15 protein-coding genes are annotated in these 18,344 nt (G+C 56.4%); 7 read left to right on the top strand and 8 right to left on the bottom strand.

Translation table 11 applies throughout. From position 1 onward, the window contains the following. Positions 1 to 21: 21 nt before the first annotated feature. The gene (locus AK59_RS0120630; RefSeq protein WP_013099200.1) at positions 22 to 1,611 is read left to right on the top strand and encodes an STY4199 family HEPN domain-containing protein; all 1,590 of its coding nucleotides are present in this window, start codon (positions 22 to 24) and stop codon (positions 1,609 to 1,611) included. 58 nt (positions 1,612 to 1,669) lie between these two features. Here AK59_RS0120630 and AK59_RS0120635 read toward each other — a convergent pair whose 3' ends face one another. From AK59_RS0120635 to AK59_RS0120645, 3 genes are all read right to left on the bottom strand, one after another. Further along, the gene (locus AK59_RS0120635) at positions 1,670 to 3,319 is read right to left on the bottom strand and encodes an alpha,alpha-trehalase (protein ID WP_013099199.1); all 1,650 of its coding nucleotides are present in this window, start codon (positions 3,317 to 3,319) and stop codon (positions 1,670 to 1,672) included. Between the two features lie 183 nt (positions 3,320 to 3,502). Continuing rightward, positions 3,503 to 4,855: a glutathione-disulfide reductase gene (gene gorA / locus AK59_RS0120640; protein WP_029883696.1), complete on the bottom strand. Its 1,353-nt coding sequence runs from the start codon at positions 4,853 to 4,855 to the stop codon at positions 3,503 to 3,505. A 71-nt stretch (positions 4,856 to 4,926) separates the two neighbouring features. Then, positions 4,927 to 5,769 carry a 23S rRNA (adenine(2030)-N(6))-methyltransferase RlmJ gene (locus AK59_RS0120645; protein WP_029883697.1) on the bottom strand — a complete coding sequence of 281 codons (843 nt, stop codon included), beginning with the start codon at positions 5,767 to 5,769 and terminating at the stop codon, positions 4,927 to 4,929. Between the two features lie 213 nt (positions 5,770 to 5,982). Between AK59_RS0120645 and prlC the strand changes: the two genes are divergently transcribed. After that, entirely contained in the window at positions 5,983 to 8,025 is a 2,043-nt protein-coding gene (gene prlC, locus AK59_RS0120650; RefSeq protein ID WP_029883698.1) for an oligopeptidase A, read from the top strand. A gap of 7 nt (positions 8,026 to 8,032) precedes the next feature. Continuing rightward, entirely contained in the window at positions 8,033 to 8,785 is a 753-nt protein-coding gene (gene rsmJ, locus AK59_RS0120655) for a 16S rRNA (guanine(1516)-N(2))-methyltransferase RsmJ (RefSeq protein WP_029883699.1), read from the top strand. A gap of 91 nt (positions 8,786 to 8,876) precedes the next feature. Here the strand turns inward: rsmJ and uspA are convergent, their stop codons facing one another. Then, positions 8,877 to 9,314, bottom strand: coding sequence for a universal stress protein UspA (gene uspA, locus AK59_RS0120660; RefSeq protein ID WP_003861223.1), 438 nt, complete (start codon positions 9,312 to 9,314; stop codon positions 8,877 to 8,879). Between the two features lie 282 nt (positions 9,315 to 9,596). Between uspA and uspB the strand changes: the two genes are divergently transcribed. Continuing rightward, positions 9,597 to 9,932, top strand: coding sequence for a universal stress protein UspB (gene uspB / locus AK59_RS0120665; protein WP_003861224.1), 336 nt, complete (start codon positions 9,597 to 9,599; stop codon positions 9,930 to 9,932). A 54-nt stretch (positions 9,933 to 9,986) separates the two neighbouring features. Here uspB and pitA read toward each other — a convergent pair whose 3' ends face one another. Continuing rightward, positions 9,987 to 11,486: an inorganic phosphate transporter PitA gene (pitA, locus tag AK59_RS0120670; protein ID WP_013099193.1), complete on the bottom strand. Its 1,500-nt coding sequence runs from the start codon at positions 11,484 to 11,486 to the stop codon at positions 9,987 to 9,989. A 228-nt stretch (positions 11,487 to 11,714) separates the two neighbouring features. Here pitA and AK59_RS0120675 point away from each other — a divergent pair, with 228 nt between their 5' ends. Beyond that, complete coding sequence (locus tag AK59_RS0120675) at positions 11,715 to 12,911, top strand: NAD(P)/FAD-dependent oxidoreductase (protein WP_029883700.1); 1,197 nt, start codon at positions 11,715 to 11,717, stop codon at positions 12,909 to 12,911. Positions 12,912 to 12,927: 16 nt separating this feature from the next. On the opposite strand, the gene AK59_RS0120680 is transcribed toward AK59_RS0120675, so the two are convergent. Both AK59_RS0120680 and AK59_RS0120685 read right to left on the bottom strand, forming a co-directional pair. Then, positions 12,928 to 13,881 (bottom strand): NAD(P)-dependent oxidoreductase, encoded by a 954-nt coding sequence (locus AK59_RS0120680; protein WP_029883701.1) that lies wholly within the window; start codon positions 13,879 to 13,881, stop codon positions 12,928 to 12,930. Then, the gene (locus tag AK59_RS0120685; protein WP_013099185.1) at positions 13,881 to 14,573 is read right to left on the bottom strand and encodes an RraA family protein; all 693 of its coding nucleotides are present in this window, start codon (positions 14,571 to 14,573) and stop codon (positions 13,881 to 13,883) included. The genes AK59_RS0120680 and AK59_RS0120685 overlap by 1 nt, the downstream gene beginning before the upstream one ends. Positions 14,574 to 14,742: 169 nt before the next feature. Here AK59_RS0120685 and AK59_RS0120690 point away from each other — a divergent pair, with 169 nt between their 5' ends. Further along, the gene (locus AK59_RS0120690) at positions 14,743 to 15,480 is read left to right on the top strand and encodes an IclR family transcriptional regulator (RefSeq protein ID WP_013099184.1); all 738 of its coding nucleotides are present in this window, start codon (positions 14,743 to 14,745) and stop codon (positions 15,478 to 15,480) included. A 35-nt stretch (positions 15,481 to 15,515) separates the two neighbouring features. On the opposite strand, the gene AK59_RS0120695 is transcribed toward AK59_RS0120690, so the two are convergent. Next, positions 15,516 to 16,850 (bottom strand): MFS transporter, encoded by a 1,335-nt coding sequence (locus tag AK59_RS0120695; RefSeq protein ID WP_029883702.1) that lies wholly within the window; start codon positions 16,848 to 16,850, stop codon positions 15,516 to 15,518. Positions 16,851 to 17,180: 330 nt separating this feature from the next. Between AK59_RS0120695 and AK59_RS0120700 the strand changes: the two genes are divergently transcribed. Then, on the top strand, positions 17,181 to 18,206 hold the full coding sequence (locus AK59_RS0120700) for a TerC/Alx family metal homeostasis membrane protein (protein ID WP_014833633.1): 1,026 nt from the start codon (positions 17,181 to 17,183) through the stop codon (positions 18,204 to 18,206). The last annotated feature ends 138 nt before the right edge of the window (positions 18,207 to 18,344 follow it).

An 18,344-nucleotide genomic window follows, 5' to 3' on the forward strand; every position in this document is an offset into this window, starting at 1 on the left:
CGTGGTCTTTTAAGGAAAACAATGACGCTCAGCACATCACACCATAACCGCGAACAGTTTGAACACTGTCTGGCGGTCATTCGTCAGGCCTCTGTGGAAATATTGCTTCTCCTGAATGTACATGTTTCTGAGGGAAAAGATCCACGCTGGTTTCTGGAGCAGCTGGATAGCGCGCGTTTAGGCCTGGGAGGATGGGGGGCCGTGGCGAAGAAGCTCAACCTGAACGATGCCGAGATGTCAGAATTTACCCTGCAACTGCGCCTGTTGCAGCAGCGCGTACCGCAGTATGAAAGCGGGCAGGATGTCAGTGAAAATCAGCTTATTGCGGCAATGCGGTTTGTCACCGCGCTGGAACATCTTCGTCTGCAACAGCCTCTTCTCACCTACAGTACCGAGCTGGCGCCGGGCAGCGATCTTGAACAGCAGCAGGCGCACAAGCAGGTGCGTGCAATTGAACTGATGATTAAAGGGCTTATCCAGCAGGCGTGGCCCGATCAGGTCCGTCTGAACAACCACCTGAAGACCCTCTTTAACGCTGACCGCGTGCGGCGCTGGCTGAAGCTTGGCGACATCAACGATGTGCTAAGCGGCATGATGTTCAGCGAGCTGGCCCAGATGCTGGTGGATAAAAAAGAGTACAGCCGCTACTACGCGTCGCTGTTCAGCGATCCGTCCATGCTGACGCTGCTGGTGGAGCCGCGCAAAACGCTGCAAACCTTCCTTGATGACATCCGCCAGATCCGCAACAACCTTACCGTTCAGAAAGCGTTAACCTCGGCGCAAATCCAGCTACTCGACAACTACTACACCCAAATCACCCGGCCCGTTCAGCGTGCGTTTGAAGAGGGGCGAACCCGCGTCAACCCGGCCGGGATAATGGCGGTGGATGCCAGCGAACTGCACGCTTTCTGGGAAAAAGCACAGAAAAGGGATCGGGTCACCGGCGGGGATCTGTTTGAAGTACGTGACACCATCGAAAAACCGACCCAGCGCGCCCCGCGCACGCCAGAACAACGCGAGCAGCTCATCTCCGGCGTGTTATGGGGCGCAGTGGGCGTGATGGTCATTGCGATTGTTGTGGGAGGATTCTGGCTGGTGACCAGCAGCGCGCCAGCAGAGACCGCGGTGGCCGCCACCGAAACGCCTGCGCCGCAGGAGATGCGGGAAACGCCCTCCTCGCGTGAGACGCTGACGCGCATGGGCATTACCTGGGACGAGAATAATTTCCGCTCGGCCATCAACCGCAACGACACCCGCATTGCGCAGCTCTTTTTGCAGGGTGGAATGGACTGGAAGCTCTCATGGACGGAAGAGGCGATGTCATCCAACCATGACGACGTGCTGGAGCTGATGTTGCGCTACCGACAGCACATGGTGGAAGAGAAGCCGTGCCGCCGGTTTATCAATACGCTCACCCATGCCATGGCGAATGGCGAATCGCTGACATCCCTGCGTAAACAGTACCTGAAAGCGTTTTGTACCGTCCCGGCCGTGGTGAAACGCCAGCAGCACGATTTGGATATGGCGACGCGCCGCGCCGAGTCACAGCCGAATGCCAGCACAAAAAAATGGCAGGCTATTCAGTCTGCCATTTATGAGGTGATCCGCTGATCGTAACGCCCTCTCCCGGTGGGAGAGGGCGGGGTGAGGGCACCAGACCGCACCCCACTCAAGGCTCCCCATACAACCCAATCAACCGCCGCACCACGCCATTCGTCCAGCCAAAGCCATCCTGCAATGGATACTCACCGCCGCCCCCTTCGCGTGGGGTACTGCTGGCGATGTGATACTTCTCAATCAGCTTATGGTGAGTCTTATAAAAATGATTCACCGTGTGCAGCCAACTCCAGGCGATCTCATCGCCCAGCGAGTCGTTGCCGTACTGCTTGAAGCCCTGAATGGCCATCCACTGCAGCGGTGCCCAGCCATTGGGTTTATCCCACTGCTCGCCGGTTTCGTACTCAGTCGCCAGGATACCGCCCGGAGTGAGCAGACGTGATTTAACCGCATCAGACAAGCGTTCTGCCTGCTCATGGGTCGCCATTCCGACATACAGCGGCACAATGCTCGCCGCAGAGAACAGCGCCATATTTTCCCGACGCCAGTCGTAATCGCGGTAGCAGCCATTCTCTTCATCCCACAGGTAGCGGTTCACCGCTGCCCGGCGATCGCTGGCTTTCTGGCGGAACAGGTCAGCCGTCTCCTTATCTCCTTTCGACGCCGAGATATTGGCGATAGCGCTTTCCAGCTTGAACAGGAAGGCGTTCAGGTCGATAGGGATAAACTGCGTGGTGCGAATGCTGGCCAGTCGGCCCGGTTCGCGCAGCCAGCGGGAGGAGTAATCCCAGCCGGAGGCCGCCCCTGCACGCAGATCGCGATACACCTCATTGGGTGGTCGACCGGAATGGCGGGCCGTCTCCACGTCCTCAATCCACGATTCGTCGCGCGGAGTGTCACGGTCATCCCAGTAGCGGTTCAGCAATGAGCCATCCGGCATACGCACCGCGCTGCGATAGGCCTGATTCAGCAGTAGCGACTCCGCGCCGTCCATCCAGAAGGCGTGCTCCATTTTGAGGTGCTCAAGGTAGCGCTTCGCACCGCGCACCCCGTCCTCTTCAAACAGCTCAACCATCAGGGCAAAGACCGGCGGCTGGGAGCGGCTGAGGTAGTAGGTTCGGTTGCCGTTCGGGATATGACCGTAACGCTCGATCAGCCACGCGAAGTTATCCGCCATACACTTCAGCAGATCGTTACGGCCGCTCTCGGCCAGCCCCAGCATCGAGAAGTAGGAATCCCAGTAGTAGGTCTCACTGAATCGTCCGCCGGGGACGATATAGGCCTGCGGCAGGGCCAGCAGGGAAGACCAGGGGATATGGTCCTGCGGCTCGCGCGTCAGCACGGGCCACAGGCTGTCGATATGCTCTTTAAGCGACAGCCCCGGGTCGGACACATACTCTGTGCTATAGGTCTCGGGCAGCCAGAAGTGATTCTCCACGAACTGGCGCAGGTCGAAATCCCGGTGGCGTCGCACCTTACGATAGCGGATCAAAATATCCAGCGGATCCATCTTCGGCGCGCAGTCGGGAAAGGTTTTGCTATCCGCAAACAGCCTTGTTGACTGCACATGTTCGAACAGCTCAAGGTAACGGTCAGCGGGGGTCAGGGCATCGGAGGCGGGTAGCCCCTCGATCATTTCTGGCTCCGGCTCCGCCTCAATCATCTCATCCAGTTTCAACTCGCAGGGATCGGTCTCGTAGCGCAGCTCTTCTGCGATCTCGAACGCGATGTTCTCGTTAGCCTGTAGTTTCTGGTTGAACATAATGATAAGGACCTCCGGTTAGGTGTTCTTGAAGACAGGTTTATCCGGGCGTCTTATAAGCGTAGACATTCGCTTCGGTAGATGGGGAGGAATATGTGCGGTAGATCACTCTTTTCGGAGCATTCGTTTTGCAACGATTTGTGAATGTAAAAAAGAATGCCCCTCAGTGGAGGGGCATCAGGACTAGCGCATGGTCACAAACTCTTCGGCCGCGGTCGGGTGGATCGCCACGGTATTATCGAAGTCTTTCTTCGTCGCGCCCATCTTCAGCGCCACCGCAAAGCCCTGCAGGATCTCGTCCATGCCAAAGCCAATGCCGTGGATACCGACAATCTTCTCTTCCGGACCCACGCAGACCAGCTTCATGCGGCACGGCTGACGGTGCGAGGTGACGGCGGTATACATTGCGGTAAACGCAGATTTATACACTTTCACCTGATCGTCGCCATACTGCTCGCGCGCCTGCGGCTCGGTTAAACCGACGGTGCCGATAGGCGGGTGGCTGAAGACCACGGTCGGGATGTTGCTGTAATCCAGGTGCTCGTCCGGCTTGTTGTTGAACAGACGTTCGGAAAGGCGACGCCCCGCCGCAACGGCCACCGGGGTCAGTTCAACGGCACCGGTGTTATCGCCCACCGCGTAAATGCCCGGTACGCTGGTGTTCTGGAATTTATCGACGACGATATAGCCTTTTTCATCGGTTTTCACGCCGGTTACGGCCAGGTTGAAGTTGTCATTCGCCGGTTCACGGCCAATCGCCCAGATCAGGCAGTCGACGGTCTGGCTGCGGCCATCTTCCAGCTCCAGGGTCAGGCTGCCGTCTGCATTTTTAATCACCGCTTTTGGCACGGCGTTGGTATGCAGGGTTGGACCTTCGGTATTCATCACTTCTACTAAGGTGTCGACGATCAGCGGATCAAAGCTGCGCAGCGGCGCATGTTTACGCACGAACAGGTGCGCTTCAGCGCCCAGACCGTTAATCACACCGGCCAGTTCGACCGCGATATAACCCGCGCCCACCACCGCAACGCGCTTTGGCAGGGCTGGCAGCTCGAAGAAACCGTCGGAGTCGATGCCGTATTCGGCACCCGGGATGTTCGGGTGGCTCGGACGGCCGCCGGTAGCGATCAGGATATGATCGGCAGTGATCGTCTCCCCGTTCACTTCGATCGTTTTCGCGTCCACAAAGCGGGCGAAGCCGTGGATCACATCTACGTTGTTCTTACCCAGCACGTTATCGTACGAGGTGTGAATGCGGTCGATGTAGGCGGTACGGCTGGCGATCAGCTTCTCCCAGTCGAAGTGGTTGATCGTGGTGTCAAAGCCGTAGTCCGGGCCATACATATGGATGGCTTCACGGATTTGCGCCGCATGCCACATCACCTTTTTCGGTACACAACCCACGTTGACGCAGGTGCCGCCCAGCGCTTTGGCTTCAATCAGCGCACACTTCTGGCCATACATGGCCGCACGGTTGATGGAGGCGATGCCGCCGCTACCGCCGCCGATTGCGATGTAGTCATAATGCTTAGTCATAGCTTTTATCCTTAATCGTGAATTGCCGCGATTGTATACCTGAAATCAATAGTTTCCACCGATGGCTGCGATTACTCTGGCACGATCCAGCTGACGGTGGCGTGACCTGTCCCGGCAGGTACCAGCGTTTTATGCAGCCATGGCAGAACGTTGTTCATCTGCGCTTCGAGCTTCCATGGCGGGTTAATGACAATCATGCCGGAGGCGGTCATGCCGCGCTGGTCGCTGTCCGGACGGACGGCCAGCTCAATCTGCAGGATTTTGCGGATGCCGGTCGCTTCCAGATCTTTGATCATGCGCTTGATCTGCGCGCGCAGGACCACCGGGTACCACAGGGCGTAGGTGCCGGTCGCAAAACGTTTGTAACCTTCGTTAATGCCGGTGACCACCGCCTGATAGTCGGTTTTGATTTCGTATGGCGGGTCGATCAGCACCAGGCCGCGACGGGAGACCGGCGGCAGTTTGGCTTTCAGCTGCAGGTAGCCATCGGCTTTGTCCACGCGGGCGCGGCTGTCTTTCTGAAACTCAGAACGCAGCAGCGGGAAATCGCTTGGGTGCAGCTCGGTCAACTGCAGGCTGTCCTGCTCACGCAGCAGCTGACGGGCAATCAATGGCGAGCCCGGATAGTAGCGCAACTGGCCGTTGCGGTTGAAATGATTCACCACACCAATGTACGGTTCCAGTTCGGCAGGCAGATCGTCCTGCTGCCAGATACGGGCGATCCCTTCCAGATATTCACCGGTACGCTCGGCGTGTTCACCGCTCAGCTGATAGCGGCCCGCGCCCGCGTGGGTGTCCAGATAGAGAAACGGCTTCTCTTTCTCTTTGAGTGATTCGATGATCAGGCTCTGAACGGTGTGTTTGAGGACGTCGGCGTGGTTGCCTGCGTGAAAGCTGTGGCGATAACTGAGCATGGATGAATGTGTTCCGGGTAGTCAACGTAGGCCCGATAAGCGTAGCGCCATCGGGCAAAAATAGAGCGTATCGCCACAGTATACAGAAAAGTTTCCACGGCCGCGAAAGCGCAACGCCCGGCATTGAAATCCTCTACACTTAACCCCATTACTGAACCATATGCACAGCGCCGGATGCGCGCTTCATTCATCAAATTCAACAGGACAGCGTTTATGACCAATCCATTACTGACGCCTTTTTCGTTGCCACCGTTTTCTAAAATCCTCCCTGAGCATGTGGTTCCAGCCGTTACGCAAGCGCTGGACAACTGCCGCGCGGCGGTAGAAAGCGTGGTCGCGCAGGGCGGGCCGTACACCTGGGAAAATCTGTGTCAGCCGCTGGCCGAAGTGGATGACGTGCTGGGGCGTATCTTCTCCCCGGTAAGCCACCTCAACTCGGTAAAAAACAGCCCGGAGCTGCGTGAAGCCTACGAACAAACCCTGCCGCTGCTCTCCGAGTACAGCACCTGGGTCGGCCAGCACGAAGGGCTCTACAAGGCGTATCGCGATCTGCGCGACGGCGACCACTATGCCGAACTGAACACCGCGCAGAAAAAATCCGTCGATAACGCCCTGCGTGATTTCGAGCTTTCCGGGATTGGCCTGCCAAAAGAGAAGCAGGTTCGCTACGGCGAAATCGCGGCGCGCCTGTCTGAGCTGGGTAACCAGTACAGCAACAACGTGCTCGACGCCACCATGGGCTGGACGAAGCTGATTACCGACGAAGCAGAGCTGGCGGGTATGCCGGAAAGCGCACTGGCGGCGGCAAAAGCCCAGGCCGAAGCGAAAGAGCAGGAAGGTTTCCTGTTAACGCTGGATATCCCAAGCTATCTGCCGGTGATGACCTACTGCGACAACCAGGCATTGCGTGAAGAGATGTACCGCGCCTACAGCACCCGCGCCTCCGATCAGGGGCCGAATGCCGGTAAGTGGGATAACAGCCCGGTGATGGCGGAAATCCTTGCCCTGCGTCACGAGCTGGCACAGCTGCTGGGCTTTGACAGCTACGCGGACAAATCCCTCGCCACCAAAATGGCCGAGAACCCGCAGCAGGTGCTCGATTTCCTGACCGATCTGGCGAAACGCGCCCGTCCTCAGGGTGAAAAAGAGCTGGCCCAGCTGCGCGCCTTCGCCAAAGCGGAGTTCGGCGTGGATGAGCTGCAGCCGTGGGACATCGCGTATTACGGCGAAAAACAGAAGCAGCACCTCTACAGCATCAGCGACGAGCAGCTGCGCCCGTACTTCCCGGAAAACAAAGCCGTTAACGGCCTGTTCGAAGTGGTGAAACGCATCTACGGCATCACCGCCAAAGAGCGTACTGATATCGACGTCTGGCACCCGGACGTGCGCTTCTTCGAATTGTATGACGAGAAAAACGAACTGCGCGGCAGCTTCTACCTCGATCTCTACGCGCGTGAGAACAAGCGCGGCGGGGCGTGGATGGATGACTGCGTTGGCCAGATGCGTAAAGCCGACGGTTCCCTGCAGAAGCCGGTCGCTTACCTGACCTGTAACTTCAACCGCCCGGTCAACGGCAAGCCGGCGCTGTTCACCCACGACGAAGTGATCACCCTGTTCCATGAGTTCGGTCACGGTCTACACCATATGCTGACCCGCATTGAAACTGCAGGCGTGGCCGGTATCAGCGGTGTGCCGTGGGATGCGGTCGAGCTGCCGAGCCAGTTTATGGAAAACTGGTGCTGGGAGCCGGACGCGCTGGCGTTTATCTCCGGCCACTACGAGACCGGTGAACCACTGCCGAAAGAACTGCTGGATAAAATGCTGGCAGCCAAGAACTACCAGGCGGCAATGTTTATTCTGCGCCAGCTGGAGTTCGGCCTGTTCGACTTCCGCCTGCACGCCGAGTTTAGCCCGGAGCAGGGGGCAAAAATCCTCGAAACCCTGGCTGAGATTAAAAAGCAGGTCGCGGTTATTCCAGGGCCAACCTGGGGTCGCTTCCCGCACGCGTTCAGCCACATCTTCGCGGGCGGCTATGCGGCAGGTTATTACAGCTACCTGTGGGCCGATGTCCTGGCGGCGGATGCTTTCTCTCGCTTCGAAGAAGAGGGGATTTTCAACCGTGAAACCGGTCAGTCGTTCCTCGATAACATCCTGACCCGCGGCGGCTCAGAAGAGCCGATGGAGCTGTTCAAACGCTTCCGTGGCCGCGAGCCGCAGCTGGATGCGATGCTTGAGCATTACGGGATCAAAGGCTGATTGCTACGTGAAGATCTGCTTAGTGGATGAAACAGGCGCCGGAGACGGCGCCTTATCTGTTCTGGCCGCCCGTTGGGGGCTGGAGCACGATGAAGAAAACCTGATGGCGCTGGTGATGACGCCAGAACATCTCGAATTACGTAAACGCGACGAACCGAAACTCGGCGGGATTTTTGTCGATTTTGTCGGGGGCGCGATGGCGCACCGGCGCAAGTTTGGCGGCGGCCGCGGTGAGGCTGTTGCCAAAGCCGTCGGCATCAAAGGGAGCTATCTTCCGGATGTGGTGGATGCCACGGCGGGGCTGGGGCGCGATGCGTTTGTGCTGGCGTCTGTCGGCTGCCGCGTGCGGATGCTGGAGCGCAACCCGGTGGTGGCCGCACTGCTGGATGACGGCCTGACCCGTGGCTACGCGGACCTGGAAATCGGCCCGTGGTTGCAGGAACGTTTACAGCTGATCCACGCCTCCAGCCTGACGGCGTTGACCGATATCACCCCGCGCCCGCAGGTGGTCTATCTCGATCCGATGTTCCCGCATAAGCAGAAAAGCGCGCTGGTGAAAAAAGAGATGCGGGTGTTTCAGTCGCTGGTGGGGCCAGATCTGGATGCGGACGGCCTGCTTGAGCCTGCCCGTCAGCTTGCAACGAAGCGGGTGGTGGTGAAACGCCCGGATTACGCGCCGCCGCTGGCGGACGTTGCGACGACCAACGCGGTGACCACCAAAGGGCACCGGTTTGATATTTATTCGGGTACGCCGGAATAAAAAAGCCGGGTGGCGGCTTCGCCTTACCCGGGCTACGTTCAGTGCCATTTGTAGGCCCGGTAAGCGTTAGCGCCACCGGGCTTTTTTGCACTTACTCGTCTTCTTCGTCACGCAGCGGAACAATCAGCATATCCACGTGAACGGTGTTGATCAGCTGACGCGCTGAGGACATCAGCTTGCTCCAGAAGTCCTGGTGATGACCGCAAACCACCAGGTCCATATCGTATTTCTTAATCGCATCGACCAGCACCTGGCCCAGATCGCCGCTACCGCTTAAGGTTTCAGTGATCGGGTAACCTGCGTTGGTGGACAGCTCGCTCAGGGCGTGGTGTGTCTCTTCGGAGATGCGTTTTTGCATATCGCCGAGATTCACGTCGATCAGACCGGTATAAAGGTCGGAGTAATTCACATCAACGTGAATCAGCGAAACTTTCGCGTTGTAAGGGCGTGCCATGGATACTGCTTTATCAACCAGCACTTTGCTCTCCGGGGAGAGGTCTACCGCGATGAGAATGTGTTTGTAAGCCATAGTGTTACTCCTTCCTTAAGTTATCGATGACTAAACAGAAAGCCGTCGTCTGATGCTTTCATTACGGCCCAGTTAAACATATTTTTCAAGCTTTGGTGTTGATAACGATTAACCTTGTGGCAAAAAAATTAACGGATCTCCTACACTATTTAATGAACCGTTCGGATATTAAAACGCGAACCGGATCGACTTTTGGTCATTCTTTCACTGAACTGTCTGTCAGGGCATTGGGGTGCGGTAGCTCAGAAGCCTTGCTTCGTGGGCGGACGCCGGGGAGGATGTATGATTAGCACCGTCGCATTGTTTTGGGCGTTATGCGTAGTTTGCATAGTGAATATGGCGCGCTACTTCTCATCGTTACGTGCGCTGTTAGTGGTACTTCGTGGTTGCGATCCGTTGCTTTATCAGTATGTGGACGGTGGAGGGTTCTTCACCTCGCATGGACAGCCCAGCAAACAGATGCGCCTGGTCGGGTATATCTACTACCAGCGCTACCGGGATCATCACGATGAAGAGTTTATCCGCCGCTGCGAGCGCCTGCGTCGCCAGTTCATTTTGACCAGCGCCCTGTGTGGCCTGGTCGTCGTCAGTATGATTGCCTTAATGATTTGGCACTGAGCATAAAAAAAGCGGGTCAGTTTCCTGACCCGCTTTTTTGTCGCCTTCAGCCAATTAAATCAGCTTCAGCGCAATCCAGTACAACCCACCCGAGAGCAGGATAGACGCCGGAAGCGTAAACACCCAGGCCATCAGAATGTTGGTCACGGTTTTGCGTTGCAGACCGCCGCCATCAACAATCATGGTACCTGCCACGGACGAAGAGAGTACGTGGGTGGTGGAGACCGGCATACCGGTGTAGCTTGCCAGACCGATAGAGACCGCCGCCGTCATCTGCGCGGACATGCCCTGCGCATAGGTCATGCCTTTCTTACCGATCTTCTCGCCGATGGTGGTTGCCACACGACGCCAGCCAATCATCGTACCGATACCCAGTGCCAGCGCGACAGCCATGATGATCCAGATTGGCGCGTACTCAATGGTGTTGAGCATATCGCTTTTCAGTTTCTTCAGCAGACGCTTGTCGTCAGCATTCACGTCTGGCAGCTTCGCGACTTTGTCGGTCACGTCAGAGATGCAGAGCATAATGCGACGCAGCTGACCACGTTGCTCAACGGCCAGTTTGTCGTAGCTTTCGATATCGCCCAGCATGCCTTTCGCACGTTCCAGCGCGTTAATCGCGTTTGCCGGGTGGCAGTGGAACTCGCCCGGCGCGGTGGTCGCACCCGCTTCAGGAGACGGGATCAGCTGGTCAACGCCGGTCGCTTTTTTCAGCAGTTCAGGATGCTGCTGGAAATAGGTTTCAACGTTATTGACCGCATCACGGGTACGGGTGATTTCATAACCGGAGGCATTCATGTTAACCACGAAGCCCGCCGGTGCAACGCCAATCAGAACCAGCATCACCAGACCGATGCCTTTCTGCCCGTCGTTCGCGCCGTGAGAGAAGGCCACGCCGATGGCGGAAATGATCAGGGCGATACGCGTCCAGAATGGTGGCTTTTTCTTGCCGTCTTTCTTCTCACGCTCTGCTGGCGTCAGGTGGATACGCGCACGTTTTTTCGTGTTGCTCCAGTAGCGACGCAGGATGAAAATCAATCCACCCGCAACCACCAGACCGACGATAGGGGAGATGATCAGAGAACCGAAAATACCCAGTACTTTAGGCAGGTTAAGCGCATCAACAACCGAGGTACCGGTCATCAGGGCGTTGGTTAACCCGATACCGATAATGGCACCGATGAGGGTGTGAGAACTGGATGCAGGCAGGCCGAAATACCAGGTACCGAGGTTCCAGATAATTGCAGCAAGCAGCATTGAGAACACCATAGCGAGGCCATGGCCAGAACTTACGTTAAGCAGCAGATCCGTTGGCAGCATATGCACAATGGCATACGCAACGCTCAGTCCGCCCAGAAGGACACCAAAAAAGTTAAATACCGCCGCCATAACGACCGCCAGTTGCGATCGCATTGCGCGAGTGTAGATAACCGTTGCTACTGCGTTTGCAGTGTCGTGGAAGCCGTTGATCGCTTCGTAAAACAGTACAAAAACCAGAGCAAGCAATAATAAAAGCCCGGTATGTAAATCCAGGCCGGCAAACAAATGTAGCATAGGACGTTACGCCATTTTGAGGACATGAACGCGGCGCATTATCCAGGACAAATGCGCGGCGGGCAAAGTGAAATATAGACTTTTTTTGACATACCACCTGATTTGGGAAAAGTGCCTGAAAGGATATTCTTTAAATTTCAATGAAATGGCTTTGTAATATCTTTTTACGCTGGTGTGACCACAGAGGAAACTTTACAATCCGCGGCAGTGAACAACGAGGGTTTTGACGTGGAAAGGTTTGATGCCGTGGTAATTGGCGCCGGTGCGGCGGGTATGTTTTGTGCGGCGATGGCCGGACAGGCGGGTCGTCGCGTGCTGCTGCTGGATAACGGTAAAAAGCCTGGGCGCAAGATCCTGATGTCTGGCGGCGGGCGCTGCAACTTTACGAACCTGTATGTCGAACCTGCGGCCTATCTGAGCCAGAACCGCCATTTTTGTAAATCTGCGCTGGCGCGTTATACCCAGTGGGATTTTATCGATCTTGTGGGTAAGCACGGTATCGCGTGGCATGAGAAGACGTTGGGGCAGCTGTTCTGCGACGACTCCGCGCAGCAGATTGTCGATATGCTGGTGGCCGAGTGCGAGAAGGGCGGCGTGGTAATGCGCCTGCGTACGGAGGTGCTGGACGTATCCCGCGACGAGCAGGGCTATACGCTGCAGCTCAACGGCGAAAGCGTCAGCGCCGATAGCCTGGTCATTGCCAGCGGCGGTCTGTCGATGCCGGGGCTGGGCGCCTCGCCGTTCGGCTACAAAATTGCCGAGCAGTTTGGCCTGAAAGTGCTGCCAACGCGTGCGGGACTGGTTCCTTTTACTCTGCACAAACCGCTTCTGGAACAGCTTCAGACGCTTTCTGGCGTTTCTGTTCCTTCCGTTATTACCGCCGAAGACGGAACGGTGTTCCGCGAAAACTTGCTCTTTACCCACCGCGGCCTCTCCGGCCCGGCGGTGCTGCAAATCTCCAGCTACTGGCAGCCGGGCGAGTTCGTCACGGTTAACCTGCTGCCGGAGTGCGATCTGGATGCGTTCCTCAATGAACAGCGTGCGGCGCACCCGAATCAGAGCCTGAAAAATACCCTCGCGATGCAGTTGCCGAAGCGTCTGGTGGAGTGTTTGCAGGGGTTAGGGCAGATCCCGGATGTTTCCCTTAAGCAGCTTAACAGCCGCGAGCAGGAGACGCTGGTAGAGACCCTGAAAAACTGGCGCGTGCAGCCCAACGGCACCGAAGGCTACCGCACAGCGGAGGTCACGCTGGGCGGTGTCGACACGAATGAGCTCTCCTCTCGCACGATGGAGGCACGCAACGTGCCGGGCCTCTACTTCATCGGTGAAGTGATGGATGTGACCGGCTGGCTCGGCGGGTATAACTTCCAGTGGGCGTGGGCCAGTGCCTGGGCGTGTGCGCAGGCGCTGGCAGAGAAGCCCTGAGGGAGTTCATTTTGGATTAGCGGCTCGCGGTAAGCGTTGTTTCTTCAGCTTCACTTACAACGTCTACAATATTGCTGGCCGCCGCGGTGCCCATTTTGATATACGATGCTGCGCTGACGCCGCCAATATGCGGAGAGATAATGACGTTCTCGACCCCCTGCCAGAGGTGCGGAGCGGTCAGTGGTTCGCTGGTAAAGCTGTCCAGCCCCGCGCTGTGCAAGGTTCGATTCTCTAGCGCCGCGAGCAATGACCCATCGTCAATCAAGCCGCCGCGTGCCGTATTCACCAGAATAGCGTTTGGCTTAACGTATGCGAGCGTTTTCGTATTGATCATGCCCCGATTATCGTCGGTGAGCGGACAATGCAAAGAAATCACATCGGAACGGGAAAGTAGGTCGGTCAGAGTATCAGTACGCTCGCATATGGAAGGCATTGATTGAGCATAGGGATCGTAAGCAAGAACCCGCATACCAAAGACGTGACCGATCTGTGCTACCCGTGAGCCAATAGCCCCCAGCCCGATCAGTCCCAGCGTGAGTCCTTCCAGTTCGATGGATTTATGCGTGGCTTTATCCCAGTGCCCCTGGCGCAGTCGCGTATCCAGCGACACCACCGATTTGGCGCAGGCGAGAATTAATGCCCAGGTGTGTTCAGCCACCGCCGCCGCGTTAGCTCCCGGTGCAGAGCGGACGGCGATATTACGCTCAGCCGCTGCCGCCTGGTCTATCACATCGATCCCGCTTCCGTGCTTGGAAATAACCTGCAGGGCTGGTGCTGCATCCATGATTTTCGCGCTAATCTTGCCGTAACGTACCAGTATTGCCACCGGATTATGCTGTTCACACAGTGCAATCAGCTCATCCTCCGTGGGCTGACGACCCGCAAACACCACCTCAAAGTCGTGCAATATCGCCATGGCCTGCTCTGCCAGGTCGCTCCCGGTTACCAGGACTACCTTCTTATTTGCCATTACAGCGTCTCCCCGTCTGCCAGCATGCCCGCCTTACGCAGCGCGTCATTGAGCCAGTGTGGGCGTAAATCGCCCTCACGGATAGCAGCAAGACGTTTGGTCTCCATCTCCAGCTTCCCTTTTGCCAGACTGATAATCTGCTTAACTTCCTCGCGTGGGATCACCACCACGCCGTCGATATCGGCCACTACCAAATCTCCGGCATGCACTGTCGCCCCGGCAACGGAAATGGGATGGTTCACCCGGCCAGAAATGGACTTTGTCGGGCCGCAGGGATTCAGACCAGCAGAGAAAACGGGATAGTTACCCTTGCTCAGTGTGTCGGCGTCACGTACCGCTCCGTCGATAATGATCCCTGCAATACCGCTCGCCTGAGCCTGGGTGGCCATGATTTCACCCAGTAGCGCGCAGCTCAGATCGCCTTTTCCATCGACAACCAGGACATCGCCGGGCTGGGCAACGGCCATCGCGGCATGAATGGCAAGATTATCTCCCGGACGCACCTCAACGGTAACAGCCGGACCCGCAACGGACATGTGCGATGCCAACGGTTTGATTCGTCCATGCAGCGTACCGCGGCGCCCGGCGACATCCGCCAGTATGGCTGCCTGATATTCGGCGGCCTGGCGTACCTCTTCAGCCGATACGCGTTCGAACTGGCGGTTTATCAATGATTTTTCAGAAACGGACATGACTCTCTCCATATTGTTTTACTGTGTACAATGCAGGTGTACAATACAAAACAACTATAGCGGTGTTGCTTTCCTTTTAGCCAGACCTGAGAAGGGGTTTGTGATGTAAACACGAAGTGACTCACAAAATTTGAGGTACACTCTCTGCCGGGCTGAAAAGGAGATAATGATGGGGAATGAAGGCGTTGTAGCGGTTGAGAAGGCGCTGGCTTTACTGGATTGCTTCCGTCCTGGCGATGAAAGCCTGACGTTAACCGCCCTGGCGCAGCTATCGGGTTACCACAAAACCACGGTTTACCGCTTAATGAACTCTCTTGAACGGATGAACTATGTCGTCAGACATGATGACGGCAATTATGCGCTTGGTCCTCGTCTGCTTTATCTCGGTAAGCTTTATGAACAGTCTTTCCATCTTTCCCGGGTGGTGCAGCCTGAACTTCAGGCCTTATCCCTGGCTTCCCAGGAGAGCGCCAGCTGGTATGTATTAGAAGGCGGACAACGTCTGTGCCTGTTTCGGGCAGAAGCCTCACATGGGCTCCGTCACAGCAATCTCCCCGGCACTCAGTTCCCGCTGGATGATTCTGCTATCAGTAAGGTTCTACGCCATTGGGGCCTCAATGAGCCCCTGCCGGGCGGTGAGCCTGCGCTTCCGCTCTACACGGCAGGTGCCCGCGATCCCCATACCGCGGCGTTTGCGATGCCCGTCTTCGGCGTTCATGACAAACTGATTGCGGCGCTGGCATTGACCGGCCCCATCTCGCGACTGACGGAAGATCGCAGGGAGCAAGGTATTCGTCAGTTGATGCACGACACCGCCAGCCGCCTGTCACAGAAAATGGGGGCCAGCAAGCCCTTCTGTCAGCAGTTCTACGGGGAAACGAGCGATACAGCGGAAGAAAACGGTTAACGAAAAGCGGGACATGCGTCCCGCTTTTGTCATCACTAATGCGTGACCTGTTTTTCGTGTAGCTGAGCGTTACGGGCCTGTCGTCCCATAATGAGAACTGCGATACCTCCCGCCACACACAGCGTGGCCAGCGGAAGCATAGCCAGCGTGTAGCTGCCCGTCCGCTCATTGATAATACCGTATGCATTGACCATGACCGCGCCGCCGATCAGGTTAGCAATAGCGCCAATCGCAGCCAGCCCTGCAGCCGCTGAGGTACTGCTCATCCAACTGGATGCCAGCGCCCAGAAAGGCCCTTTCATGGAATACGCACCTATCAACATGATGCTGAGGATCACGATAGTCGTCGGCAGCGACACGCTCACAAATGCAGCGAACACGCCTGCGGCAATCATGAACAGTGTCAGTGCGGTGTGCCAGCGGCGCTCGTTGGTACGATCCGAGTTTCGCCCCCAAATAATCATGAGAACGGATGCCAGACCGTAAGGGATAGCGTTCAGCAGGCCTGTTTCCAGGTTATCGAGGTGGAAGGATTTAAGCAGTTGAGGAGACCAGACGCTGATGGTGGTGCCTGCAGACGATGCGCCCGCGTAAATGAGTGCCATCAGCCAGATTTGGCGATGCTTCAAAAGCTGCCACGTCGTTTGATGTCCAATGTTCTTTTGCTGATTACGCTCGCTCTCCAGCGTGGTTTCCAGCCATTGTTTCTGCTCACTGCTGAGCCAGTTCGCCTGATGAGGACGATCGCGAAGAATAAACCAGGCGGCAATGCCCAGCAGTACGGCGGGTAAGCCTTCAATAATAAACAGCAGATGCCAGCCGCGAAGACCCAACCAGCCATCCATTGACAGAATCAGCCCGGAGAGTGGGGAGCCGATGAAGTTGGCGAGCGGGATGGCAACCATAAATGACGCAATAATGCGTGCGCGGTAGCGGGAAGGGATCCACCAGGTCAGATAAAGCACGACGCCCGGGAAAAAGCCCGCTTCAGCAGCGCCGAGCAGAAAACGTACGATATAGAGCGACGTAGTGTTCTGAACCAATGACATACACATTGAAACGACGCCCCAGCTGATCATAATGCGCGGGATCCACAGTCGTGCGCCGACTTTTTGCATCGCCAGATTGCTTGGAACTTCAAACAAAAAATAGGCCACAAAGTAGAGACTGCTGGCGAAACCAAATGCCGCTTTGCTAAGACCGAGATCCTCATTCATCTGCAGCGATGCCATGCCGATGTTCCCGCGATCGATAATGGAGATCAGATAGCTGACGATGAGAAACGGGAGGATACGCCAGATCACCTTCCGCATCGTCTCCTTTTCTATCCCCTCACTGGTGGTAGCGCCATAACGCGTTTGTTCTGTCATTGTGTCCTCGCAGGGTCTGTTCTTGGTTTTATCAGGTACAACTCAGTTTTATTTAACAAAACCACTATAGCGACGTTGCGTTATTTTTATCCAGTGAATGGAAGGTTTAAATTATGTAAATAAGAGGTGACTCACATATCAGGCGCGTTACGCAAAGCGCCTAAACGGCAGATGCGTCACCCCACGTTGTGAGGTAAAGTACACGCCTTGCGCAGCCACAGAGCTGCGGTTTGAAGGGGGGAACCGTTGTAAAACCGTTCCATCTTTTTCTCTGCTGGCATATGCCAGTCTGCATGGTTTTTGTGTTTTGCCTCTACAAAAGGGTTGTGTATGTCTGCTGCTCATCTCGGTTTCCCGACGGAAACCGTTGTTGTCTTTGTGGTGATGGCTGTCGGGGCGATGTTTATCGACCTCTTCATGCACCGTCACGATAAGCCTGTCTCGCTGAAAAGTGCCGCAATGTGGTCCGTTTTCTGGTTCTCGATGGCGATGGCGTTTGCCGGGTTCCTGTATGTTCACCACGGTGCCGAGATGGCGAGCCTGTTCCTCACCGGCTACGCGCTGGAAGAGGTGCTCTCGGTCGATAACCTGTTTGTGATGATGGCGATTTTTGCCTGGTTCGGCGTGCCGGATAAGTACCGTCACCGCGTACTCTACTGGGGTGTGCTGGGGGCGATTGTCTTCCGCGGTATCTTCGTGGCCATTGGGACCAGCCTGCTGAGTCTGGGGCCGTACGTGGAGGTTATTTTTGCGCTGGTCGTTGGCTGGACGGCGGTAATGATGCTCAGGCGTAACGAAGAGAGCGACGAGGTTGAAGATTACTCCGGACACCTGGCCTATCGCCTGGTAAAACGCTTCTATCCTGTCTGGCCGAAAATCAGCAGCCACGCCTTTATTCTGACCCAGAAAGAGGTGGATGCGGAGCTGGAAAAACCAGAAAACCAGGACGTAATGGTTGGGCGCGTCAAAAAAGCGAAACGTTACGCGACGCCATTATTACTTTGCGTGGCGGTCGTGGAGCTGTCTGATGTGATGTTCGCGTTTGACTCCGTACCGGCCATTATCGCCGTCAGCCGCGAGCCGCTGATTATCTACAGCGCCATGATGTTTGCCATCCTCGGCCTGCGTACGCTCTATTTCGTACTGGAAGCGCTGAAGCAGTATCTGGTTCACCTGGAGAAGGCGGTGGTCCTGCTGCTGTTCTTCGTGGCGTTCAAGCTCGGGTTGAATGCAACAGATCACTTCTGGCATCACGGCTACAGCATTGGCGCGACGACCAGTCTGTTCGTGGTATTAGGCGTGCTGGCGCTGGGGATTATTGCGAGCGTGATGTTCCCTGGGAAACGTGAGGCCTGATGCAACGCTCTTCTCCCTCTCCCTGTGGGAGAGGGCCGGGGTGAGGGCACCAGACCGCACCTAACCCTTAATCGGAAGAGCACACGTCTGAACTCCAGTCACCGATGTATCTCGTATGCCGTCTTCTGCTTGAAAAAA

Source organism: Enterobacter sp. T1-1 (genome assembly GCF_000710795.1).
Taxonomy (GTDB): Bacteria; Pseudomonadota; Gammaproteobacteria; order Enterobacterales; family Enterobacteriaceae; genus Enterobacter; species Enterobacter cloacae.

Excerpts from the sequence above, each read along its gene's own strand:
- AK59_RS0120700 (WP_014833633.1), top strand. The coding sequence starts at position 17,181 with ATGTCTGCTGCTCATCTCGGTTTCCCGACGGAAACCGTTGTTGTCTTT.
- gorA (WP_029883696.1), bottom strand. The coding sequence starts at position 4,855 with ATGACTAAGCATTATGACTACATCGCAATCGGCGGCGGTAGCGGCGGC.
- prlC (WP_029883698.1), top strand. The coding sequence starts at position 5,983 with ATGACCAATCCATTACTGACGCCTTTTTCGTTGCCACCGTTTTCTAAA.
- AK59_RS0120630 (WP_013099200.1), top strand. The coding sequence starts at position 22 with ATGACGCTCAGCACATCACACCATAACCGCGAACAGTTTGAACACTGT.
- AK59_RS0120685 (WP_013099185.1), bottom strand. The coding sequence starts at position 14,573 with ATGTCCGTTTCTGAAAAATCATTGATAAACCGCCAGTTCGAACGCGTA.
- AK59_RS0120680 (WP_029883701.1), bottom strand. The coding sequence starts at position 13,881 with ATGGCAAATAAGAAGGTAGTCCTGGTAACCGGGAGCGACCTGGCAGAG.
- uspB (WP_003861224.1), top strand. The coding sequence starts at position 9,597 with ATGATTAGCACCGTCGCATTGTTTTGGGCGTTATGCGTAGTTTGCATA.
- uspA (WP_003861223.1), bottom strand. The coding sequence starts at position 9,314 with ATGGCTTACAAACACATTCTCATCGCGGTAGACCTCTCCCCGGAGAGC.
- AK59_RS0120695 (WP_029883702.1), bottom strand. The coding sequence starts at position 16,850 with ATGACAGAACAAACGCGTTATGGCGCTACCACCAGTGAGGGGATAGAA.
- AK59_RS0120635 (WP_013099199.1), bottom strand. The coding sequence starts at position 3,319 with ATGTTCAACCAGAAACTACAGGCTAACGAGAACATCGCGTTCGAGATC.
- pitA (WP_013099193.1), bottom strand. The coding sequence starts at position 11,486 with ATGCTACATTTGTTTGCCGGCCTGGATTTACATACCGGGCTTTTATTA.
- AK59_RS0120690 (WP_013099184.1), top strand. The coding sequence starts at position 14,743 with ATGGGGAATGAAGGCGTTGTAGCGGTTGAGAAGGCGCTGGCTTTACTG.
- AK59_RS0120645 (WP_029883697.1), bottom strand. The coding sequence starts at position 5,769 with ATGCTCAGTTATCGCCACAGCTTTCACGCAGGCAACCACGCCGACGTC.